The sequence below is a fragment of the Drancourtella massiliensis genome, from assembly GCF_016900655.1.
GTDB classification, from domain to species: domain Bacteria; phylum Bacillota; class Clostridia; order Lachnospirales; family Lachnospiraceae; genus Sellimonas; species Sellimonas catena.
The window spans coordinates 1-21699 of the sequence record NZ_JACJKH010000015.1 but is presented as its reverse complement, the minus strand read 5'-3'; the positions used below and the strand labels follow the sequence as shown (position 1 = coordinate 21699).

Genomic DNA, 21699 nt, shown 5'->3' with positions numbered 1-21699 from the left:
GGCGATGAAATTTGGATACAAAAAATGATTTCAGTAAAGGAAGCGTGGCAAAGAATATATGGAGTCTGGCTGTCCCTATGACAGTGGCCCAGCTTGTCAACGTGCTTTACAGTGTGGTAGACAGGATTTATATCGGACATCTTCCGGATGCGTCGACAGAGGCGCTGACCGGGATCGGGCTTGCGCTTCCGGTTATTACGATGATTACAGCATTTTCCAATCTGTTCGGCATGGGAGGTGCTCCGCTTTGTTCGATTGCAAGAGGAGCGGGAGACGTAAAACGGGCTGAGAAAATTATGGGGAATTCCTTTACGCTGCTTTTGATGACAGGCGTGATCCTGATGGCGTTCTGCTATCTCACCATGAGACCGATGCTTTACCTTTTCGGTGCCAGCGACCAGACCTATCCGTATGCACAGGCGTATCTTTCCGTTTATCTGACAGGGACACTGTTTGTGATGATCAGTCTTGGTATGAACAACTTTATCAACGCCCAGGGCTTTGGAAAGATGGGAATGCTCACTGTTTTGATCGGTGCAGTCCTGAATATCGTGCTGGATCCGGTTTTTATTTTCGGATTTCATATGGGCGTATACGGAGCGGCGGCGGCGACCGTAATTTCCCAGGGAGTGTCGGCAGCCTACGTGTTCTGGTTTCTGAGAGGGAATCATGTTCTTTTCCGGCTGAATAAAAAAGATATGAGACTGGAGGGGAAACTGATCCGGGAAATTACAGGACTTGGACTTTCCGGGTTTGTCATGTCGGTGACGAACGGTTCGGTACAGATCGTCTGCAATGCCATGCTCTCCCGGTATGGAGGGGATCTGTACGTCGGAGTCATGACGGTAATCAATTCTGTCCGGGAAATTATTACCATGCCGGTGAACGGCCTGACCAACGGCGCACAGCCGGTGATCGGATTCAACTATGGAGCGGGGGAATACGAAAGAGTAAAGAAAGCCATCCGTTTTATGGGTACGAGCTGTATCGTATTTACCTGCGCGGTCTGGGCGGTTCTGTTTGCCGTACCGCAGTTTTTTATTCATCTGTTCAACAGTGAACCGGAGCTGCTTGAAGCAGGGGTGGGCGCGTTTCGGATATATTTTTTCGGAATCTTTCTGATGGCACTTCAGTTTACCGGCCAGTCTACCTTTGTGGCACTTGGAAAATCGAAGCAGGCGGTGTTCTTTTCCCTGCTCAGAAAGGCGATTATTGTCATTCCGCTTACCATCTGCCTCCCGATGATCGGAGGGCTTGGTGTAAACGGTGTATTCCTTGCAGAGCCGGTTTCCAATCTGATCGGAGGTGTGGCATGTTTCGCCACCATGTATGTGACTGTCTACAGAAAACTGGGAAAAAGAGGAGAATGATCTGTTTCTGGTTGCAAAACAGCAGGAACTCTAGTAAACTGATAATAAATTGAAACAGTTTAAAAAATCAGAAAAAGAGGAGAAAGTTTTGAAAAAGAACCATCTCTGTCTTTCCGGATCCGGAAGGATATCTGACGTAAGGAGGTGTGACATGTGGACGCTCTGACACCGGAAACAATGAGGATTATTTGGCTTTTGCTTGTTGTGATTCTTCTGGTGATCGAACTGATTACCGTGGGACTGACGACAATCTGGTTTGCGGCGGGATCGGCGGCGGCATTTCTCCTGTCTTTGACAGGTGCCGGGATCGGATGGCAGACTGGCATATTTCTGGCCGTTTCCATCGTCCTGCTGATTTTTACAAGGCCGTGGGCCCTCAGGTATGTCAACAGAAACCGGGAAAAGACCAACTACGAAAGTCTGATTGGGAAAACAGTCAAAGTGACACAGCGTATCAGCAACACAGACCAGACGGGGGCAGCGGTCTATGACGGACAGGAGTGGACCGCAAGAAGCGTGAAAGATGACGGGACAATTGAAGCTGGAAAGTATGCGGTTGTCGAGAAGATCGAGGGCGTGAAGCTGATTGTGAGGGAAAAGGAGGAAAAGTAATATGATGAATGCATCCACGATTATGAGTATTCTTGGGATTATTTTACTGATTCTGATTGTACTGATTCTGATCTCCTGCATTAAGATCGTACATCAGGCACAGGCACTTGTGGTCGAACGTCTCGGCGCATATCAGGCGACCTGGGGCGTTGGAATTCATTTTAAGATTCCGATCATTGAGCGTGTGGCAAGACGGATTGATTTAAAAGAACAGGTGGTTGATTTTGAGCCGCAGGCGGTAATCACGAAAGATAACGTTACCATGCAGATTGATACGGTTGTCTTTTATCAGATCACGGATCCGAAGCTGTTCTGCTACGGAGTGGCAAATCCGATCATGGCGATTGAAAATCTGACTGCTACGACGCTTCGAAATATCATCGGAGATCTGGAGCTGGACCAGACATTGACATCCAGAGAGACGATCAACACGAAAATGCGCTCGGAGCTTGACCTCGCCACAGACCCGTGGGGAATCAAGGTGAACCGTGTGGAACTGAAAAATATCATTCCTCCGGCAGCGATCCGGGATGCGATGGAAAAGCAGATGAAAGCGGAACGTGAAAGAAGAGAGGCCATCCTTCGTGCAGAGGGTGAGAAGAAATCTACGATTCTTGTGGCAGAAGGAAATAAGGAGTCCGCAATCTTAAACGCGGAGGCGGATAAGCAGGCGGCTATCCTTCATGCAGAGGCAGAAAAAGAGAAGATGATCAAAGAGGCAGAAGGTGAAGCGGAAGCGATCCTGAAAGTCCAGAAGGCTAACGCAGATGGTCTCCGTTTCCTGAAGGAAGCCGGCGTCGATGAGGCAGTCCTGACCTTAAAGAGTCTGGAAGCATTTGAAAAGGCGGCGGACGGCAGAGCGACAAAGATCATCATTCCGTCCGAAATCCAGGGAGTGGCAGGTCTGGTGAAATCCCTTGTAGAAGTCGGGGAGACAGAGAAAACAGTCGGCGAGTAATCGAGAAGCCGGCACTGGCAGAGTAGAATAGAAAGTAGAAATGAAACAGAGGTCCGGAAAAACTCCGGGCCTCTGATTTGCTTTCTGAAGTTATTTTATTTTACTGTGATCAATTCATAGGATCTGGTGCCGAGGCCGATTTTCTCAGCGTGGGAGAGACAATCTTCCCATCCGGCTTCCGGGGTTGTGTTGACGAAATGATCGTGGTGGTCACAGAAGCCATCCTCATGCATACGGTCATCAAGAAGGCTTCCAGGAAGCGGATTCTGTGCATTGCATGCGTCCACGCAGGCCTGATCCAGCGCAACCGGGTCGAAGCTTGCGAACATTCCGATATCCGGAAGGATCGGCACATCGTTTTCACCGTGGCAGTCGCAGTACGGGGAAATGTCGATCACCAGATTGATATGGAAATTCGGGCGCCCATCCAGAACCGCCTTGGAATACTCGGCGATTTTCATATCAAGTTCCTTCACCGCGGAAGAATTCTCGTTGTAGATGGCATCAAAATTGCAGGATCCGAGGCAACGGCCGCATCCGACACATCTGCTGTGGTCAATGGAGGCACGACGGTTTTCATCAAAAGAAATCGCTCCGTGGGCACAGTTCTTTGCACAGGTCCGGCAGCCTACACAGCGTTCCTGATCGACAGAAGGTTTCCCGCTGTTGTGCATCTCCATCTTTCCGGCACGGGAACCGCATCCCATTCCGATATTTTTGAGGGCACCGCCAAATCCGGTTGCCTCATGTCCCTTGAAATGATTCAGAGAAATGAAGACGTCCGCATCCATAATGGCAGTTCCGATCTTCGCATCTTTCACAAGCTCACCGCCCTCCACAGGTACATAGGTCTCGTCCGTACCTTTCAGTCCGTCGGCGATGATGACCTGACATCCGGTAGAAAACGGGGTAAATCCATTTTCGTAGGCACTTTCGATATGCTCCAGAGCATCTTTTCTGCGTCCTACGTATAAGGTGTTGCAGTCTGTCAGAAATGGACGTCCGCCAAGCTCCTTTACGACATCAGCAACAGCTTTTGCCCAGTTCGGACGAAGGTAGGAAAGATTGCCCGGCTCGCCAAAGTGGATCTTGATGGCTGTCATTTTCTTCTCAAAATCAATCTCCCCGATGCCGGCTTTTCTGATCAGTTTTTTCAGCTTGCCCGGAAGATTTGTTCCAGGAAGAGCCCGGAGATCTGAAAAATATACTTTTGCTTTTTCCATGTTTTTGTATCCCTCCAAAATATAGTTTCCTCTCAAATTAAATTTCCATTTCCAGAATATAATCATCCATCACAAAACCGTTTCCGATGTCGGTTACCTCAGAGCGGACATCGTGAAAACCAAGATGATGATAAACGTCCAGTGTATGGCTGTTGTACTTGTTGCAGGTCAGCCAGATCTTTTTAAACCCTTTCTCACGGCAGTAGTTCTTTAAGAAATCCACAGCCTGTGTGGCAAGATGCTGTCCCCGGAAATCCTTGTGAAGATAAAGCTTGCTCAGAAACAGAGCATCTTTCTCCGGATGAATCCCCGCATAGCCTGCAAACGCATCATCACAGAAGATCCGATAATATTCATATCCGTCTTTCACCTGGTCTTTCAGGGCCGGATAAGACTGGAACCTGCCGACCATGTAGTTGACCTGCTCAAGGCCGATGATTGGGACAAAATGCTCGTGCCAGATTTCATTTGCAAGCGCCGCGATCTTGTCCAGAGCGACATCGGTCACAGCCTGTTCCATTCTGAATGTTCCCATAAAAATTCCTCCTTCGGACTGTTTTTTCAATCCCTTATCTGTTATTATAAAGATAGTAAGAATTTGATGCAAGATAAAATTAGAGGTGACAGACAGCACATGACAAGCTTTGTAACATTGAAAGATGTACGCAAAATTTATAAAATGGGAGAAGTGGAAATCCGCGCCGTGGACGGGATCGATTTCGAGATTGAAAAGGGCGAGTTTGCCGTAATTGTAGGGCCGAGCGGCGCCGGAAAGACGACTGTTCTCAACATTCTGGGCGGGATGGATACGGCCACCAGCGGGGAAGTGTGGATTGACGGGACGGACATCACGAAATTTAAAGCCCGGCGGCTGACCGGCTACCGGAGGGATGATATCGGATTTGTATTTCAGTTTTACAACCTCATTCAGAACCTGACCGCACTGGAAAATGTAGAACTTGCGCTTCAGATCTGCAAGGATCCGCTGGACGCTGCGGAAGTGCTGCGGGAAGTCGGACTGGGCGACCGCATGAAGAATTTCCCGGCGCAGCTTTCAGGGGGTGAGCAGCAGCGAGTCTCCATTGCAAGAGCGCTGGCGAAGAATCCGAAGATTCTGCTCTGCGATGAGCCGACGGGAGCGCTTGACTATAATACAGGGAAAGCAATTTTAAAACTTTTGCAGGATACCTGCCGGGAGAAGGGTGTGACTGTGATCCTGATTACGCACAACTCGGCCATTGCGCCGATGGCGGACAGGGTCATTCATATTAAAAATGGAAAAGTATCAAAGATGATCAGGAACGAACATCCGGTTCCTGTGGAGACGATTGAGTGGTAGATGTAAATTTAAATCTTAGGAAAATCATAAAGACGAGATATGAAAGGAGGCGAAGATGATGAACACAAATAAAATAAGTAATTTGAATAGAATATTTACCCGCAATATGCTTCGCCACTTTATAGAAGGAAAAGTAGATAATGCCTATTCGTCAGTAGTAAGACGTTATATAAGTAATGCCGACCAAAAAAACAACCGGGAACTAATAAGTGAAATATATTGTGAATTACAAAATAATTATCGGAATGAATATTTTTATAAGAATACTTTGTTGAACAAATTACTTTTAGGTGTGCACAGTGTTAATACGACAACAGCCTTAACGGAAATTGCCATTGCAAAATCTAAAGCAGATTTTATATTAATAAATGGGAAAGCCGTTGTATATGAGATAAAAACGGAATTGGATAATCTGGAAAGATTAGAGTCTCAGATAGATGACTATTATAAAGCGTTTGAGCATGTGGCTGTGGTCACTTATGAAAAGAATCTGAAACAGTTGAAAAAAGTATTGGATAATATTGATAGACCGGTAGGTATTTATGTATTAAGAAAAAATGGAAAGTTAGGTACAGTTCGAAAGCCTCAAAAATACACAGGTGATTTGGACAAGGAAATTATTTTTAAGTTATTAAGAAAAAGTGAATATGAATATATAATTGCACAGCAATATGGTTATTTGCCAGAAGTTACACAGTTCCAATATTATTCTACTTGTAAAAAAATGTTTTTGCAGATACCCATAGAAGAGTCATATTTACAAGTTTTGCGAATATTGAAAAAGAGAATGCAACTAGAAAAAGAGGAATTTGTTAAGATCCCTTATGAATTAAAGTTTTTGGTGTATTTTATGGAATTTACATATGATGATTATCAGAAACTTGAAATTTTCTTAGAACGTCAATATGGAGGTGCGTAGTATGTATTTCCCTTATTTGAGAGGACGACAATTTGAATTAATCGCATTGCGTGAACTGGTAGAGAAAGATGTTTTGAGCAGTAAAATAACGCCAATTATTGAACCTGTAAAGTTATCTTCTACGCTAGTCAAAACTATAGAAACATATAAGGAGAATAATAAGCAGTTAGCCATTATTACTAACCCTAAGGTGGGCAGCTTTATTATTGATGCTGAAGAAAAGAAAAATCAGCAGTTAAAAGAAAGTTTGTCTGCATGTTTAACAGAAAATAGCAATATTCTTTTTATGAATTTATTAAGGCCAAATTCAAAACCCGACAAATTTATTGATAAATATTCAAACAATATGGGAACGATTTGTGACGATAAAGATGCAATTTCTACTTATGAAGAATACTTTGCTTTAGCAGATGTTAAGTATAATTTAATACCGGATGAAAGTGGATTTAGAAGAAAAATAAGAAAAAACAGAGTGATTTTGGCGGATAGATTCAATAAGATGCCCAGAAATAATGATTATATTGAAGTTGATGATGAGCCTTTTTCGGAAGATCATTTATACTATTTAGAAGATGGGTATATTGGTTTTGCAGATTATTCTGTGGTTGGCAAGGAATATAATGAAACTGGATTTGCACCTTATGCAGTTGCAATACATATCGTATATTTTGATTCAGATAATAGTTTACGTGTAAGACATTTTGTGTCTGATTCGAATGATGATATAAGTGACCCAGCTGGGAAATTTCAAGAAGCATTGTCGAAATTAGTGGTATGGAACGAAGAAGAGCAACTTGATACTGCGGCAATGAAAGAATTCGAAGATTTATATCGTCGAGAGGCTTATCCGGGATTAGGAACAGTGAAAAAATTATCTATTATGCATCATTTGGAACTAATAGGAAGATATTTGGATAAGGAGTAGCTTATGATAATTTGCGAAAAATGTTTTTGCGATACAGAAGTTATTTCTGTTATCCGGAACAAAGCAGAGATTGGGGACTGCCCACTGTGTAAATGTAAAAATGTACATATATATGATACGGATAAATATGAAGATCTGAGTATGATGTTTGATGAATTGATAAGTATATATACACCAGTTTCTTTGCTGCCAGAGTCATATCCAAAATCAGATACTCGTTTATTAAAGAGTGATTTAATTAATAACTGGAATATTTTTAATAAAAAGAGCGAGTCTGATGTGTATAATATAATAACAGCGATATGCAAGGAAAAATATAAGTATAACGCAGAACTATTTGATCATCCAGTTGGTATTCAGGAATTATATGACCAAGACTATTTATCAAAACATTCTCTTTTAGTTACTAATTCTTGGGATGATTTTGTAAATGCGATAAAAACAAAGAATCGTTTTCACACTCATTATGTGGATTTAAATCTGTTGGAAAGATTTTGTTCATACATTCGTAAACCCTATAAGGCAGGTGAGTTGTTTTATAGATGCAGGATATCGACGGAAGAAGGGATTCCGTCTAATGAAATGGGGGCGCCTCCAAAAAAATTAACTACGGATGGTAGGGCAAATGCAAGAGGAATCAGGTGTTTGTACTTAGGCGATAGTCCTGAAACTACGATCCATGAGACGAGAGCTGGAGCGTATGATTATGTAACGGTTGGTACATTTAAATTAAAGAAGGACATTATTGTTGTTGATTTAAAGGAAATTAATCAAATCAGTCCATTTATAGAAGGGATAGATTGTTTAGAGTATGCGATTAATAAGGAGCATTTAAATAAGATAAATGACGAAATGGGTAAAATTATGAGGAGAAGTGATAGTGCTTTGGACTATGTTCCAACGCAATATATTACCGATTTTGTCAAGAGTATTATTCGTAATGATGGTGCTGCTGAATATGCTGGTATAGAGTATAAAAGTGTAATGCATAGTGATGGGTATAATCTTGCCTTATTTGATCCTGATTTATGTGAATGTGTCGATACGCAGATTTATAGAATAGATATGATTGATTATCGCAAACATGTTATATGATAATAGTTTCTACAAGAAATTTAAAGAAAAAAGCGTTTACAGGAGTCCTTTACTATTCAAAAGACGATTTTGTCGTTGTGTTTTACAGGAATCTCCGGGAGACATGGAAAGATGAGCAGAATAATAAGGATGAAAAAAATCCAAAACATCAAAATGATGTTTTGAATGATGTTTTAAAAGATGTTTTGCAAAATCAGATAATCCAATTTTTGACCGAGAATAACAGGCTGAGCCAAAAGCAAATAGCTGCAAAAACAGGTCGATCCATAGCATCCGTACAGCGAGCAATGAAGAAGCTTTCTGAACAGGGGAAGATTGTTCGTGAAGGTGGAAAGCGTTTTGGACATTGGAAAGTAATATAATTTAACGAATCGAGTTCGAATGGCGGTGATAATATGAAAAAGACGGCATTAAGAAAAGAGTTCTGGATGTCGATCAGAAAAAGTCCGGGCCGTTTCCTTTCGATCTTTCTGATTGTCGCTCTGGGAGTTTCGTTCTTTTCCGGAATCCGTGCCTCGGAACCGGATATGCGGGTTTCCGGAGACAGATATTACGATGAGACAAACCTTATGGATCTGAAAGTACAGGGGAGCCTGGGGCTTACGGATGACGATGTGAAGGCGCTGTCCGAAGTAGAGGGAATCCGGTCGGCGGAGGGCGGATACAGTGTTGATGCCCTTTGCAAAGTGGGTGAAAATGAAGAAGTCATACATATTGCATCTTCCTATGACACGGTCAATCAGACGACAGTATCCGAAGGAAGAATGCCAAAAGGGGATTCCGAGTGTGTTCTTGATGAAGACTTTATGGAGGCGAACGGCTATGAGATCGGGGATACGATTGAACTCTCTTCCGGCACGGAAGATCCGCTGACAGACAGTCTGAAAAAGGAAGATCTTACGATAGTGGGAGCAGGCAGCAGCCCGGAATACATCTCCATTGAAAGAGGAAGCTCCCTGATCGGAAACGGTGAAGTCTCCGCCTTTGCGGTGGTGGCACCGGAGGCTTTCGTACTGGATGTATATACGGAAATTTATCTTCTTGTAGACGGAGCAGAAGCCGAAACCTGCTACACAGACGGGTACGATGATCTGATCGCGGAAGTCAAAAAGCGGGTGGAAGATATTGCTGATGTGGAGTGCGTCCGCAGGACGGAGGAGATCAAAGCGGAGGCACTTCAGGAAATCGCGGATTCCCAGAGTGAGCTGGATGATGCGAAAAAAGAAGCAGATGAGGAGCTCGCAAAGGCAGAACAGGAATTACAGGATGCCGAGCAGCAGATTACGGACGGACAGAAGCAGATTGACGATGGCAAGGCAGCACTGGAATCCGGCAAGGCAGAGATCAGCAGTCAGGAGAAGACCCTGCAGAATGCCGAGGCTCAGTATCAGAGCGGAGCGGCTGAGTTACAGTCCGGAAAAACTGCACTGGCAAGTCAGAAGGAAGCTCTTGCATCCGGAAAAAGTCAGGCTCAGGCAGAGTTCGCAAAGCAGGAGGAAGAGATTGCAAATTCCCAGGGCCAGCTGGATTCGGCCAAACAGCAGATCGATGCGGCCGAGCAGGAACTTGCCGCTCAGGAAGCAGAGCTGACTTCGGCAAGAGAAGAGATGGATCAGAAAAAAGCAGAGCTTGCAGCCGGACTTGAGGCATTGAATCAGCAGGAAGAGGAAATCAACTCCGGACTTGCTCAGGCGGAGCAGGAGATCAGTCAGAAACAGCAGGAGCTGGATGCACTGCAGGCACAGATCGACGAACTGGAAGCGACGATAGCATCGGATCCGGACTCTGTTACAGAAGAGATGAAGGCAAAGCTTTCGGAACTGAAAGGCCAGTGGGAAAGCGGAAACAGTGTCCTTGCGAATGCAAGAACTGAGCTGGAGGCAAAGAAAGCTCAAGCGCAGGAAGCGCTGCAGGAGATCGAGACACAGCGGACAGATCTTGCGGCGTCACAGAGCGAACTGGAACAGGCGGATCAGACCCTTTCGGAACAGGAAGCAGTCTTTCAGGAACAGGCAGCCGCAGCAAGAGAGGAGCTGTCTACACGGAAGGCTCAGTGGGAAGCCGGCGTAAAGGCGCTGGAAGAAGGAAAAGCGGCACTTGCAAGTGCAAAGCAGGCGACAGAGGCCAGGTTTGCGTCAGGAGATGAGCAGATTGCCGCTGCCGAAGCAAAGATCCGTGCTTCCGAGTCCGAACTTTCTTCGGCGGCATCTCAGATTGCAAGCGGAAGATCCCGGATTGAGGCTGCAAAAAATACGATTACGGAGCAGGAGACAAGTCTGGCACAGGCAGAAGCCGAACTTGCAGACGGACGGGCCGAACTGGAGTCCGGTCGGAAAGAATACGAAACACAGAAAGCAGACGCCGAGAAAGAACTGGCGGATGCTCAGATAAAGATCGACGATGCGAAAGCAGAGGTAGATGAGATCGAAGATCAGGAATGGTATGTCAATGACAGAGACGTTCTGGCAGAATACACAAGCTACGGCGAAAACGCAGACCGGATGCGTGCTATCGGAGAAGTGTTCCCGGAACTCTTCTTCCTTGTGGCGGCTCTGATCAGTCTGACAACTATGACAAGGATGGTGGAGGAAGAACGAACCCAGATCGGTACATTAAAAGCGCTTGGGTACGGAAAAGGAGCCATTGCAGGAAAATACATGATGTACGCATTTCTTGCGACGATGGGCGGCAGTATATTCGGAGTACTGATCGGAGAAAAACTATTTCCATATGTCATTCTTTATTCATACCAGATTATGTATACCCATCTGCCGCACATTGTGATCCCTTATCAGTGGAGCTATGCGGTGATGGCAACGGGAGCGGCACTGGCATGTACGCTGCTTGCCACGTTCTATGCATGTTATAAAGAACTGGCGGCACAGCCGGCGGAACTGATGAGGCCGCCTTCTCCGAAAGAAGGAAAGCGGATTCTTCTGGAACGAGTGACTTTGATCTGGAAACATTTGAACTTTACATGGAAATCCGCAATCCGGAATCTCTTCCGTTATAAGAAGCGGTTTTTCATGACAATCGCCGGAATCGGCGGCTGTATGGCGCTGATGGTAGTCGGATTCGGTATCCGGGATTCCATCATGTGCATTGGAACCATCCAGTATCAGGAGATTCAGGTCTATGATGGCATGATTTATCTGAGCAGCAGTGTGACAGAGGATCAGATTCAGCAGATCCAGGATGCCATGGATGGAATGGATAAGATGGACCGTTACATTGAGATGGAGATGACCAGAGAACCGGTGTCCGTATCCATTGACGGAAGCACAGAGGACGTTTACCTGTGCGTACCGGAGGACAAAGACGCGATCGAAGACTTTATGAACTTCCGAAGCCGGACGACAGGAGAGGTCTACCATATTCAGGATGAAGGTGTTATTCTGACAGAAAAAATGGCCAATACACTGGATGTTTCCAGCGGAGATACCATCTATCTCGGCGCGGACGGATCGGAAAAAGAAGTAACCGTTACGGCGGTCTGCGAAAACTATATGGAGCACTACGTCTATATGTCGCCGGAACTTTATCGTGAATTGTATGGAGAAGAACCGGAATATAACAGCATTCTCTTCGATCTGAAAGACGCATCCGCACAGGAACTGTCACAGACAGGAGAAGAACTGTTAAAGTATGACGGCGTAATGAATGTTACTTACACAAACAGCATTGAGGATCAGTTAAATACGATGCTGCAGAGCCTGAACCTGGTTATTGTGGTACTGATTGTTTCAGCAGGACTGCTTGCATTTGTAGTACTGTACAATCTGAACAACATCAATATCACAGAACGGCGGCGGGAGCTTGCAACCCTGAAAGTACTCGGATTTTACGATACGGAAGTCAGCTCCTATGTTTACCGGGAGAATATTATGCTGACGATATTCAGCATCGCAGTCGGCATTGTACTCGGGGCACTGCTTCACCGGTTTGTCATTACGACTGTGGAGGTGGACGCAGTCATGTTCGGAAGAGTGGTCAACTGGCAGAGTTACCTCTTAAGTGCCCTGCTCACCACAGTATTCTCCCTGTTTGTCAACTGGGTAATGTATTATAAACTGAAGAAGATCGATATGGTGGAATCACTGAAGAGTGTGGAATAAAAAGAACTCCTTTCATGAGAGGCATGAGAAAGGCTGATCGTGAAAGGAGTTCTTTTTGAGAAAAGAGTGAAACAGAAGCAAGAAAAAAGCAAGGATTTCCACATACATATAGAGAAGACTGCATGATATAATGGAAGAAATTCTCAGGAGGTGAAAAGATGAAGCATGGCGGTTCGATCCATAAAAGAGTAATGTATTACGCACAACAGGAAAAAGAAGTGCTTTATTGTGATCTGAACATCAAGGACACAGGTTATACGGAAAGGCAGGCAGAGAAAAGCAGAGAAAAGTACGGAAGCAACCTGATTTCCGGCCGCGCGTCCGACACGATATTCTACCGCCTGCGCAGGGCGTTTATCAATCCGTTTACAACGGTACTGCTGGCACTTGCAGTAGTATCGTTTATTACAGATATGCTGCAGGTCGAAAGCTTCAGCCGCAATGTGACAGCTTCACCGATTATTTTCTGCATGCTTGTTGTCAGTGGAATGATACGTTTTATTCAGGAAATGAAATCAAAAAAGGTGGCGGATCACCTGGTCAGCCTTCTGCATTCTACCGTGACTGTGCTTAGAGAAGGAAAATGGACAGAACTTTCATCCTCCGAGCTGACAGTTGGAGATCAGGTACGCATTTTCGCCGGAGACCGGATTCCGGCAGACATCCGTCTCACAAAAACAGCAGACTTGTTTCTTTCACAGTCTGTCATTACAGGAGAAAGTGCCGTGCTGGAAAAAACATCGGGGAAAATCAGTATACAGGACAGCTGCACTTACAGCGATTATAAAAATATTGCATGGATGGGCTCGGCGGTAATGGGCGGATCCGGAGAAGGGATTGTGCTGGCTGTCGGGCCGGATACAGTGTACGGCGGCTTTTCGGGAATGATATCGCAGCGGAAAAACAAGTTTGACCAGGGAGCTGCTTCTATTGCCCGGGTACTGCTTCGGTTTATGGGAGTCCTCATTCCAATTGTATTTGTTGCATGCGGCCTTACAAAAGGAAACTGGGCGGCTGCATTTCTGTTCGCTCTGTCCGTAGCAGTAGGTCTTACCCCGGAAATGCTTCCCATGGTTATTAATGCCTGCCTTGCAAAAGGGAGTGCTTCTATGGGGAAAAAGCAGACAGTAGTAAAAAACATTAATGCCATGCAGGGCTTTGGAAGCATGGACGTACTTTGCGTCGATAAAACCGGAACGTTGACGGGAGATATAATTTTGCTGGAATACTATATGGATATCCTTGGGAATGAAAGTGAACGGGTACTGGAACTTTCCTATCTGAACAGCCTTTATCATACAGGAGTCCGGAATCACCTTGACACGGCGGTTTTGAAATACAGAGAAATGCCGGGGCTTGGTGAACAACTCGGCAGGGCTGCAGAGCAGAAAGCCAAACTGGATGAGATTCCGTTCGACTATGAGCGGAAGATCGCAAGTATTCTGGTAGGCGGAGAAGAAAACAACCTCCTGATTGTAAAAGGCAGTATTGAAGAAGTGTGCAGACGCTGCAGATATGTGGAGTATAAAGGAGAAAAAAGAGAAAAGAAACCCGAAAATAGTTCCGATGTCCATGCGGTTGTAGATGAGATACTCGAAGACGGGATGAAAGTTCTGGCAGTAGCCTACAAGCCTGTGAAAAAGAATAATCTGACAAAAGAAGATGAAACAGACCTGATACTGATCGGCTATCTTGCCTTTTTTGATGCTCCGAAGAAGACGGCGGCGGATGCGATCGGGAAGCTGAAAGCCCTTCAGGTCGGAATCCGTGTATTAACAGGAGATCAAAAAAGCGTTGCGGCATCAGTCTGTCATCGTCTGGGAATTGACACAAGTCAGATACTTACCGGAGCAGAGCTGGACGCTATGAGTGAAGAAAAACAGATCATGCAGATTGAGAACACAATGGTTTTTGCGGAGCTGTCTCCAAAACAGAAAGCGGAGATTGTTGAAACACTGCAGGCAAACGGGCATACAGTAGGATATTTAGGAGATGGAATGAATGATCTGCCTGCCATGGTGGAATCCGATGTGGGAATTTCGGTGGATACGGCAGCAGAGGCGGTAAAAGAAGGCGCGGATGTCATTCTTCTGAAAAAGGATCTCAACGTGCTGGAGGAAGGGATACTGGAAGGAAGAAAAGCCTTTTCCAATATGACCAAATACATACGGATTACAGCCTCATCCAATTTCGGAAATATTTTTTCAATAGTAATTGCAAGCGTTGTACTTCCGTTTCTGCCGATTACATCTGTGCAGCTCCTTTTGCTGAATCTGCTGTATGATACACTGTGCCTTGTCCTTCCATGGGATCACGTCGACCAGGATGCATGCTCCAGGCCACTGGAATGGTCAGGACGGACGCTGGGACGATTTATGAAATTTTTCGGCCCGGTCAGTTCCTTCTTTGATGTGATTACATTTTTGTTCCTGTATTTCATTTTTTGTCCGGCCCTGTGCGGGGGAGAATTTGCGCAGCTTACGGAAACTGCGGCACAGACACAGTTTATTATGCTTTTCCAGACCGGATGGTTTCTGGAATCCATGTGGACTCAGGTGCTGATTCTTCATCTGCTCCGGACAAGAAGAATACCGATGCTGCAGAGCAGGCCTTCCGGCCCGGTGATGTTCGTTACAACAGTTGGAATTCTCTTCTTTACTGTTTTAACTTTCACACCGCTTGGAAAGATAATTGGAATGATGGCGATGCCGGTTTCCTATTTTGGCTTTCTGGTCGGGGTTGTGATTTTATATCTTTTTGTTGTAACTGTTGCCAAAGGGATTTATGTCCGCAAATATAAAGAATTATTTTAAAAGGAGGAAGCAGAATGAAAAAGAAAATCGGTTTAATCAGTCTGGATTCCTCCACTGCAAAATGGATTTATGAAAAGTTACGCATATCCTCGCAAGGAGGAATGGCAGCTCAGGATTTTCAGGAAGGACTGGAGGATCTGCTAAATGGTGCCGTTGATTCTCTTATGCTGGAGCTGGATGAAACAGAAACACCGGTTTTACAGTCAAACCATTTACTCGTCTGCGGCGCACTCTCCATTGATCCAAGATTTCGGAAAGTCATCCGGGAAGGGGCGGAAATCCCGCTTACCCCGAAAGAATTTGATATTCTCTGGTTTCTGGCCCGCAACAGGGGAGAAATATTTACAAAAGAGCAGATTTACAAGGCAGTGTGGGAAGGAGAATATATGCTGGATGACAGCAACATCATGGCGTTCATAAGGAAACTGAGGAAAAAAATCGAGCCAAATCCGGATGCACCGGAATATATTCTGACCATCTGGGGAATCGGATATAAATTTAATGACCGGATATAACTGCAGAAACACCCTTTCACGGCTGAAGATCATTCGGCCGGAAAGGGTGTTTCTTACTGTAAACGCAAGAAAATCGCAAGGATTTAACCATGTGATTTTTTCTGCGTTTTTTCTATACTCAAAATGAAAGGAGGTATCTGCCGTTGAACAAATGAAAAGGAAGGAGATAAAAACATGCTCAAAGAAAGAAAACTGACTGTCCGGACAGCTGCGGAGGGCCCGGTAAAAGTTATTATGAAAGAACTGAATACAAGCCTGCGCGGGCTTGATCCGGAAACGGTCATGGAAAACCGTTCACGCTATGGAACAAATAAAGTCACTCATGAAAAGAAAAAATCATTGCTGAAACGGATGGCCGGGGCATTCATCAACCCGTTTACCGCAATTTTGCTCTGTCTTGCGGCCGTATCCACGGTGACGGACATGATACTGCCGTATTTTTCCATACTTGGCCATACTCCGGAGGATTTTGACTGCCTTACTGTCGCTATCATTCTTGTTATGGTAGCTGTATCAGGCACACTCCGGTTTGTACAGGAATCAAGAAGCGGGAATGCAGCAGAAAAACTTCTGGAAATGATTACAACTACCTGTACGGTGACACGAAAAGAAAACGGAACAGAAGAAATACCGATGGACGATCTTGTAGTGGGAGATATCGTACATTTATCAGTAGGAGACATGGTTCCGGCAGATGTCCGGATACTTGACGCAAAAGATCTTTTTGTCAGCCAGTCCGGACTGACCGGAGAAAGTGAGCCGGTTGAAAAGCTGGCAGCCGCAGTTCAGGCTGGAGAAACCGCAGTCACAGAGTACAGTAATATAGCATTTATGGGAAGCAATGTAGTGTCAGGAAGCGGAACCGCGGTTGTGATCTGTACCGGGGACCATACGCTGTTTGGATCCATGGCGGCTTCCATGGCCGAAGAGCCGGCCGAGACAAGCTTTACGAAAGGCGTAAATGCAGTTTCGTGGGTCTTGATCCGATTCATGCTCATTATGGTTCCGCTTGTCTTTATTTTTAACGGAGTTACAAAAGGGGACTGGCTGGAAGCTTTCCTTTTCGGGATTTCCATTGCAGTCGGGCTGACACCGGAAATGCTTCCGATGATTGTAACGACATGTCTTGCCAAAGGAGCAGTCTCCATGAGCAAAAAGAAAACCATTGTTAAAAACCTGAATTCGATTCAGAATTTCGGCGCTGTGGACATCCTTTGTACAGATAAAACCGGAACATTGACACAGGATAAAGTCGTGCTGGAATATCACCTGAATGTCAGCGGAAAAGAAGACATGCGCGTATTGCGGCACGCATATCTGAACAGTTATTTTCAGACAGGGTATAAAAATCTGATGGATCTGGCGATTATCCATAAAACCGAGCAGGGAGAGGCAGAAAATCCGCAGCTGACAGATTTGTCTGAAAACTATATTAAAGTAGATGAAATCCCGTTTGATTTTACAAGACGAAGGTTATCTACGCTGGTACAGGACAAAAACGGGAAAATACAGATGGTAACTAAAGGAGCAGTGGAAGAAATGCTTTCCATCTGTGCTTATGCAGAATATGACGGAGAAGTAGTGCCGCTGACAGGAGAAATCAGGGAGAAAATAATAAACACGGTAGATGGATTAAATGAAAAAGGATTTCGTGTTCTGGTGGTTTCTCAGAAAAGCAATCCGTCTCCGGTTGGAGTTTTTGGGGCACAGGACGAATGCGATATGGTCATGATGGGGTATCTGGCCTTCCTGGATCCGCCGAAAGAGTCTACGATGGAAGCGATTCAGGCACTAAAACGGTACGGGGTTGCCACAAAAATACTGACAGGTGACAACGAGAAAGTAACACGCACAATATGCAGACAGGTAGGACTGAAAGTCCGGGGAATGCTTTTAGGAACAGATCTGGAAACTATGACTGATGAAAAACTGGCGGAAGAGGCTGAATACACAGATGTATTCGCAAAGCTGACACCGGAGCAGAAAGTCAGGGTAGTCAGGGTACTGCGCGAAAAAGGCCATACGGTAGGATTTATGGGAGACGGCGTCAACGATGCAGCCGCAATGAAGGCGGCGGATATCGGAATTTCGGTGGATACCGCTGTTGATGTTGCAAAGGAATCCGCAGATATTATTCTTCTGGAAAAAGATCTGATGGTATTGGAAGAAGGCATTATTGAAGGAAGAAAAACCTATGCCAACATGCTTAAATATATTAAAATGACCGCTTCCTCCAATTTCGGGAACATGTTTTCAGTACTGGCGGCATCAGCATTGCTTCCGTTTCTGCCAATGATGAGTGTACAGCTGATTTTTCTGAATCTGATTTACGACCTTTCATGCACGGCAATTCCCTGGGACAATGTTGACGAAGAATTTCTGCTTGAACCAAGGCGATGGGATGCATCGTCCGTTGGAAACTTTATGATTTGGATTGGTCCTACAAGTTCTGTTTTTGATTTTCTAACTTACATTTTCCTGTATTTTATGTTCTGCCCGGTCTTCGTCTCGGGAGGCATTCTTTATAATGATCTGCCGTCACATTTTCAGGGGGAAGAACTTATCCGGCTGCAGTCCATGTATACAGCCATGTTTCAGGCGGGATGGTTCATAGAATCCATGTGGAGCCAGACACTGGTTATCCATATGATCCGCACACCAAAACTGCCTTTTGTGCAGAGCCATGCGTCTGCACCTTTGACGCTCCTGACTTGTGCAGGAATAACCGTGCTTACCCTGATTCCGTTTACCCCGCTTGGCACAATACTTGGATTTGCACCTCTGCCATTAAGCTATTTTGCTTTTCTGATCCCGTGTATTCTGCTTTATATGGCACTGGCTACCAGTCTGAAAAAAGCATATGTAAGGCATTATGGAGAATTATTATAAGGAGGGCGCGAACAATGAAATGGTCAACAATCTGGATAAAACTATTTGGAACTACCAGTCTGTTTGGAGTGGATATGGGATTCTGGGTATCTATATCTGCAGTTCTTCTGATTGTACTGGCAATGAATCTTGTATTCTGGGGGATGAAACCAAAAAAAGATGGAAGTGAAAAGTGATAATTGTAAACAGGAAAAGTACTGCTGTCCATGAATGATCAGATATCATTACAGGACAGCAGTACTTTTCTAATGGGAAAATTCACAGAGTTTTTTACTCTGTGAAATATTTTTTATTTCATTATAAATAGAGATAATATTTTCTTCTGTTACCCTCAATTATTATAGCACAATAAGTAAAAAAAGCAACGAGATTATCTACTGCGAAGGCAGAAAACAGTTGATTTTATCTGTCCACAATGCTGTCCTTTACAAATTTCAAACATAATAAAGATCTATTCCCCGTCAAAATCCTTGTCTGTCCAGTATTTGTTTCCCGTGATCAAACAAGAAATTCATGATTATTTTTCTATTTCCAAGTCTTTTCATTTCCCGTCAATAAAAAACGTCAGACAGAGTCTCCTCCAAAAAAACAGGCGGTGTCTCCATACGGCCTCTGCCCTTTCGCAGAGTAAAAAACTTTACGAAAAGGGGGAAGCAGCCATCTGGTATATGCTGCATTGCGGAAAGGGACAGGAAGCAGAGGCCGTACAGAACTGGAAACAGCAGGATTCCACTGCCAGGGCACAAGCCTTTCTGTTTACCTTTGAGCGGATGAAACGGTATGAGGGAAGCTGGCATTCTCTCCATGCACCGCTGTTTCCGGGCATGTTCTTTCTGGAAAGTGAAACAGACTGCGTTCCAAGGGATCAGGAAGCAGTTCCGGTGGATGAAGAGACAGAAGCATTTCTGCGCAGACTTGGTGGAGCGGATCATTTTGTTCCCATGTCCAGAGGCATTATCCGGGACGGTGTGACGATAGTGACAGAAGGCCCTCTTGTTGGAAACGAAGCAAGAATCAGGAAAATTGACCGGCATCGGCGTCTTGCAAAAATCGAAGGACCGTCAGAACTCTGGCAGAATGAAGGATTCTGGACCGGTCTTGAGATTACGTCAAAAAGCTGAGAGGTGTGGAGCATGGAAAACTGGTATGCACTCAGGACTGTACCCGGAAAAGAAGAAGCAGCGGCAGAGCTGTTACGCCAGACAGTAGATCCTGCACTGTGGGATGTCTGCAGCGTATTGAAAAAGCAAAAACTGTTCCGGGCAGATGGAAAGCTGATTCTGGATACGGAACTGATGTTTCCGGGATTTATTTTTGTAAAAACAGATCAGATGGGAGAACTGGCAGAAGTTCTGGAAAGATCGAGAGAATACCCACAGCCTGTCGGAGGAAAAGAATGTCCAGTCCGGATTGAAGAGGAAGATCTGCACTTTCTTCAACAAGTCTGTGGAAAACGGCTGGATGTTCCAATGGGACTATCGGAAGTCGAAGCGGATGACGAGGGAAATCTGATCCGGGTCGGTGGAATTCTCAAACCATATTCCGGGCAGATTGTCAGGAAACGTCTGAGAAAACGTTATGTACTGGCAGAAGTAGGACTTTTTGGAAGACAGGAAACGATTCTGTTTGGAATCCGCCTTCCAGGGGATCAGATCTGGCAGAATGATAGAAAAATACAGCAGCAAACATTTTCACGACAGTAAAGACTGCCGGGAAAAGAACTGCCGTAAGAAAAGGGAATGAGTTCGGGGCGCAGGCCGTGAAATGGCGAAGCACGCCCTTTTTCAGGAGGGACTATGTGGTACGTGATACAGGTGATGACCGGAAAAGAAGAGGAAATGAAAACGATCATCGAAAGCAAGCTTCACAGAGATCTCTATGAAGACTGCTTTTACATAAGAAGAGAGAGGATCTGGTGTCTGGAAGGACAGAAGATCTGCCATGTGGAAACCATGTTTCCGGGGTATCTCTTTGTCACAACAAAAGATCCGGAAGCCCTGTACTGGGAACTAAAACACATCCCCGGACTTACGAAATTACTGCGGGCCGAGGAAGACATCTTTCTTGCGGTTTCATCAGAAGAACAGGAATTTCTTGAGAATCTGATTGATGGAGACAAGGAAAAGATTGTCCGGCTGTCGGATGTAAAGCTGGATGACGAGAAGAAGATTCTTTCGGCAGAAGGACCGCTGAAACATTATGTTGGAAATATCGTAAAGAAAAAGATACGTCTTTGCTATGTAATGATAGAAAAAGAACTGTTCGGACAGAAGAGGAAGATACTGATTGGGATCCGGACGAGGGAGGAGAGAAAGCAATGAAAAACCTGCTGATTTTAGGTGCAGGAGGACATGGTCGTGTAGTAGCTGAAACAGCCAGAGCTATGCGGGATACAGAAGGCAATCCGGTATATGACAAGATTGACTTTCTGGACGATTTGAAACCGGGAGCAGTTGGGAAAATCAACGACCTGCCGGTATTTAAAAAAGAATATCAGGATGCATTCCCGTCAGTGGGGGTGTATCAAAAACGACTGGAACTGTATTCAAGAGCGAAACGCTTTGGATTTACAGTTCCAGTTTTGATTCATCCAGAAGCATATGTCAGTCCGTCGGCAACGATCGGAGAAGGAACGGTGATTCTTCCTAAAGCGGTCGTCCATACGGAAGCGACGATTGGAAAGGTATGTATTCTTTCGATCGGAAGCCTGACCGATCATGACTGCGTGCTGGAAGACGGTGTCCATCTGGACTGTGGAGCAATTATAAAAGGAAGCAGAATTCCGGAGGGAGAGAGGATACCCTGCGGGATGGCGATAGAAAATCAAAAAGAAATGAGAAAGGGATAAACAAGGGGGAGATATCCTCTTTGGAAATGGGAGTGTAGTCATGAGGAAGAAAAACTATCTGAAGAAAAAGCAATATCT

The 21699-nt window shown here is 45.0% G+C and carries 19 protein-coding genes; 17 read left to right on the top strand and 2 right to left on the bottom strand.

The window, feature by feature from the left end; translation table 11 throughout:
• The first annotated feature begins 11 nt into the window (after positions 1-11).
• The 3 genes from H6A32_RS09340 to H6A32_RS09330 all read left to right on the top strand — a co-directional run bounded on the left by H6A32_RS09340 (position 12) and on the right by H6A32_RS09330 (position 2940).
• A complete protein-coding gene (locus H6A32_RS09340) occupies positions 12-1370 on the top strand; it encodes an MATE family efflux transporter (RefSeq protein WP_242959032.1) in 1359 nt (452 codons plus the stop codon).
• A gap of 153 nt (positions 1371-1523) precedes the next feature.
• Complete coding sequence (locus tag H6A32_RS09335) at positions 1524-1982, top strand: NfeD family protein (RefSeq protein WP_330620393.1); 459 nt, start codon at positions 1524-1526, stop codon at positions 1980-1982.
• 1 nt (position 1983) lies between these two features.
• Positions 1984-2940, top strand: coding sequence for an SPFH domain-containing protein (locus H6A32_RS09330; protein WP_330620394.1), 957 nt, complete (start codon positions 1984-1986; stop codon positions 2938-2940).
• Positions 2941-3035: 95 nt separating this feature from the next.
• On the opposite strand, the gene H6A32_RS09325 is transcribed toward H6A32_RS09330, so the two are convergent.
• Entirely contained in the window at positions 3036-4163 is a 1128-nt protein-coding gene (locus H6A32_RS09325) for a DUF362 domain-containing protein (RefSeq protein WP_087167738.1), read from the bottom strand.
• A 37-nt stretch (positions 4164-4200) separates the two neighbouring features.
• Positions 4201-4698, bottom strand: coding sequence for a GNAT family N-acetyltransferase (locus H6A32_RS09320; RefSeq protein ID WP_204864215.1), 498 nt, complete (start codon positions 4696-4698; stop codon positions 4201-4203).
• A 99-nt stretch (positions 4699-4797) separates the two neighbouring features.
• Between H6A32_RS09320 and H6A32_RS09315 the strand changes: the two genes are divergently transcribed.
• The 14 genes from H6A32_RS09315 to H6A32_RS09250 all read left to right on the top strand — a co-directional run bounded on the left by H6A32_RS09315 (position 4798) and on the right by H6A32_RS09250 (position 21621).
• Positions 4798-5502 (top strand): ABC transporter ATP-binding protein, encoded by a 705-nt coding sequence (locus tag H6A32_RS09315; RefSeq protein ID WP_118636799.1) that lies wholly within the window; start codon positions 4798-4800, stop codon positions 5500-5502.
• A 55-nt stretch (positions 5503-5557) separates the two neighbouring features.
• On the top strand, positions 5558-6421 hold the full coding sequence (locus tag H6A32_RS09310) for a sce7726 family protein (RefSeq protein WP_243424889.1): 864 nt from the start codon (positions 5558-5560) through the stop codon (positions 6419-6421).
• 1 nt (position 6422) lies between these two features.
• The gene (locus H6A32_RS09305; RefSeq protein ID WP_144289687.1) at positions 6423-7346 is read left to right on the top strand and encodes a sce7725 family protein; all 924 of its coding nucleotides are present in this window, start codon (positions 6423-6425) and stop codon (positions 7344-7346) included.
• A gap of 3 nt (positions 7347-7349) precedes the next feature.
• A complete protein-coding gene (locus H6A32_RS09300) occupies positions 7350-8441 on the top strand; it encodes an RES family NAD+ phosphorylase (protein ID WP_087253392.1) in 1092 nt (363 codons plus the stop codon).
• Positions 8438-8803 carry a winged helix-turn-helix domain-containing protein gene (locus H6A32_RS09295; RefSeq protein WP_087253391.1) on the top strand — a complete coding sequence of 122 codons (366 nt, stop codon included), beginning with the start codon at positions 8438-8440 and terminating at the stop codon, positions 8801-8803. Before H6A32_RS09300 ends, H6A32_RS09295 begins: the two co-directional genes overlap by 4 nt.
• A 33-nt stretch (positions 8804-8836) precedes the next feature.
• Entirely contained in the window at positions 8837-12556 is a 3720-nt protein-coding gene (locus H6A32_RS09290; protein ID WP_204864214.1) for an FtsX-like permease family protein, read from the top strand.
• Positions 12557-12714: 158 nt separating this feature from the next.
• Entirely contained in the window at positions 12715-15369 is a 2655-nt protein-coding gene (gene mgtA / locus H6A32_RS09285; RefSeq protein WP_204864213.1) for a magnesium-translocating P-type ATPase, read from the top strand.
• Positions 15370-15383: 14 nt separating this feature from the next.
• A complete protein-coding gene (locus H6A32_RS09280; protein ID WP_087253385.1) occupies positions 15384-15884 on the top strand; it encodes a winged helix-turn-helix domain-containing protein in 501 nt (166 codons plus the stop codon).
• A gap of 174 nt (positions 15885-16058) precedes the next feature.
• On the top strand, positions 16059-18773 hold the full coding sequence (gene mgtA, locus H6A32_RS09275) for a magnesium-translocating P-type ATPase (RefSeq protein ID WP_204864212.1): 2715 nt from the start codon (positions 16059-16061) through the stop codon (positions 18771-18773).
• Positions 18774-18787: 14 nt separating this feature from the next.
• A complete protein-coding gene (locus H6A32_RS09270) occupies positions 18788-18949 on the top strand; it encodes a hypothetical protein (RefSeq protein WP_087253381.1) in 162 nt (53 codons plus the stop codon).
• 492 nt (positions 18950-19441) lie between these two features.
• Positions 19442-19894 carry a hypothetical protein gene (locus H6A32_RS09265; RefSeq protein WP_204864211.1) on the top strand — a complete coding sequence of 151 codons (453 nt, stop codon included), beginning with the start codon at positions 19442-19444 and terminating at the stop codon, positions 19892-19894.
• Positions 19895-19906: 12 nt separating this feature from the next.
• Positions 19907-20476, top strand: a complete 570-nt coding sequence (locus tag H6A32_RS09260) for a transcription termination/antitermination NusG family protein (protein ID WP_118636794.1) — start codon at positions 19907-19909, stop codon at positions 20474-20476.
• Positions 20477-20569: 93 nt separating this feature from the next.
• Positions 20570-21094: a transcription termination/antitermination NusG family protein gene (locus tag H6A32_RS09255; protein WP_118636793.1), complete on the top strand. Its 525-nt coding sequence runs from the start codon at positions 20570-20572 to the stop codon at positions 21092-21094.
• Positions 21091-21621, top strand: coding sequence for a PglB (locus H6A32_RS09250; protein ID WP_204864210.1), 531 nt, complete (start codon positions 21091-21093; stop codon positions 21619-21621). The genes H6A32_RS09255 and H6A32_RS09250 overlap by 4 nt, the downstream gene beginning before the upstream one ends.
• Positions 21622-21699: the final 78 nt, after the last annotated feature.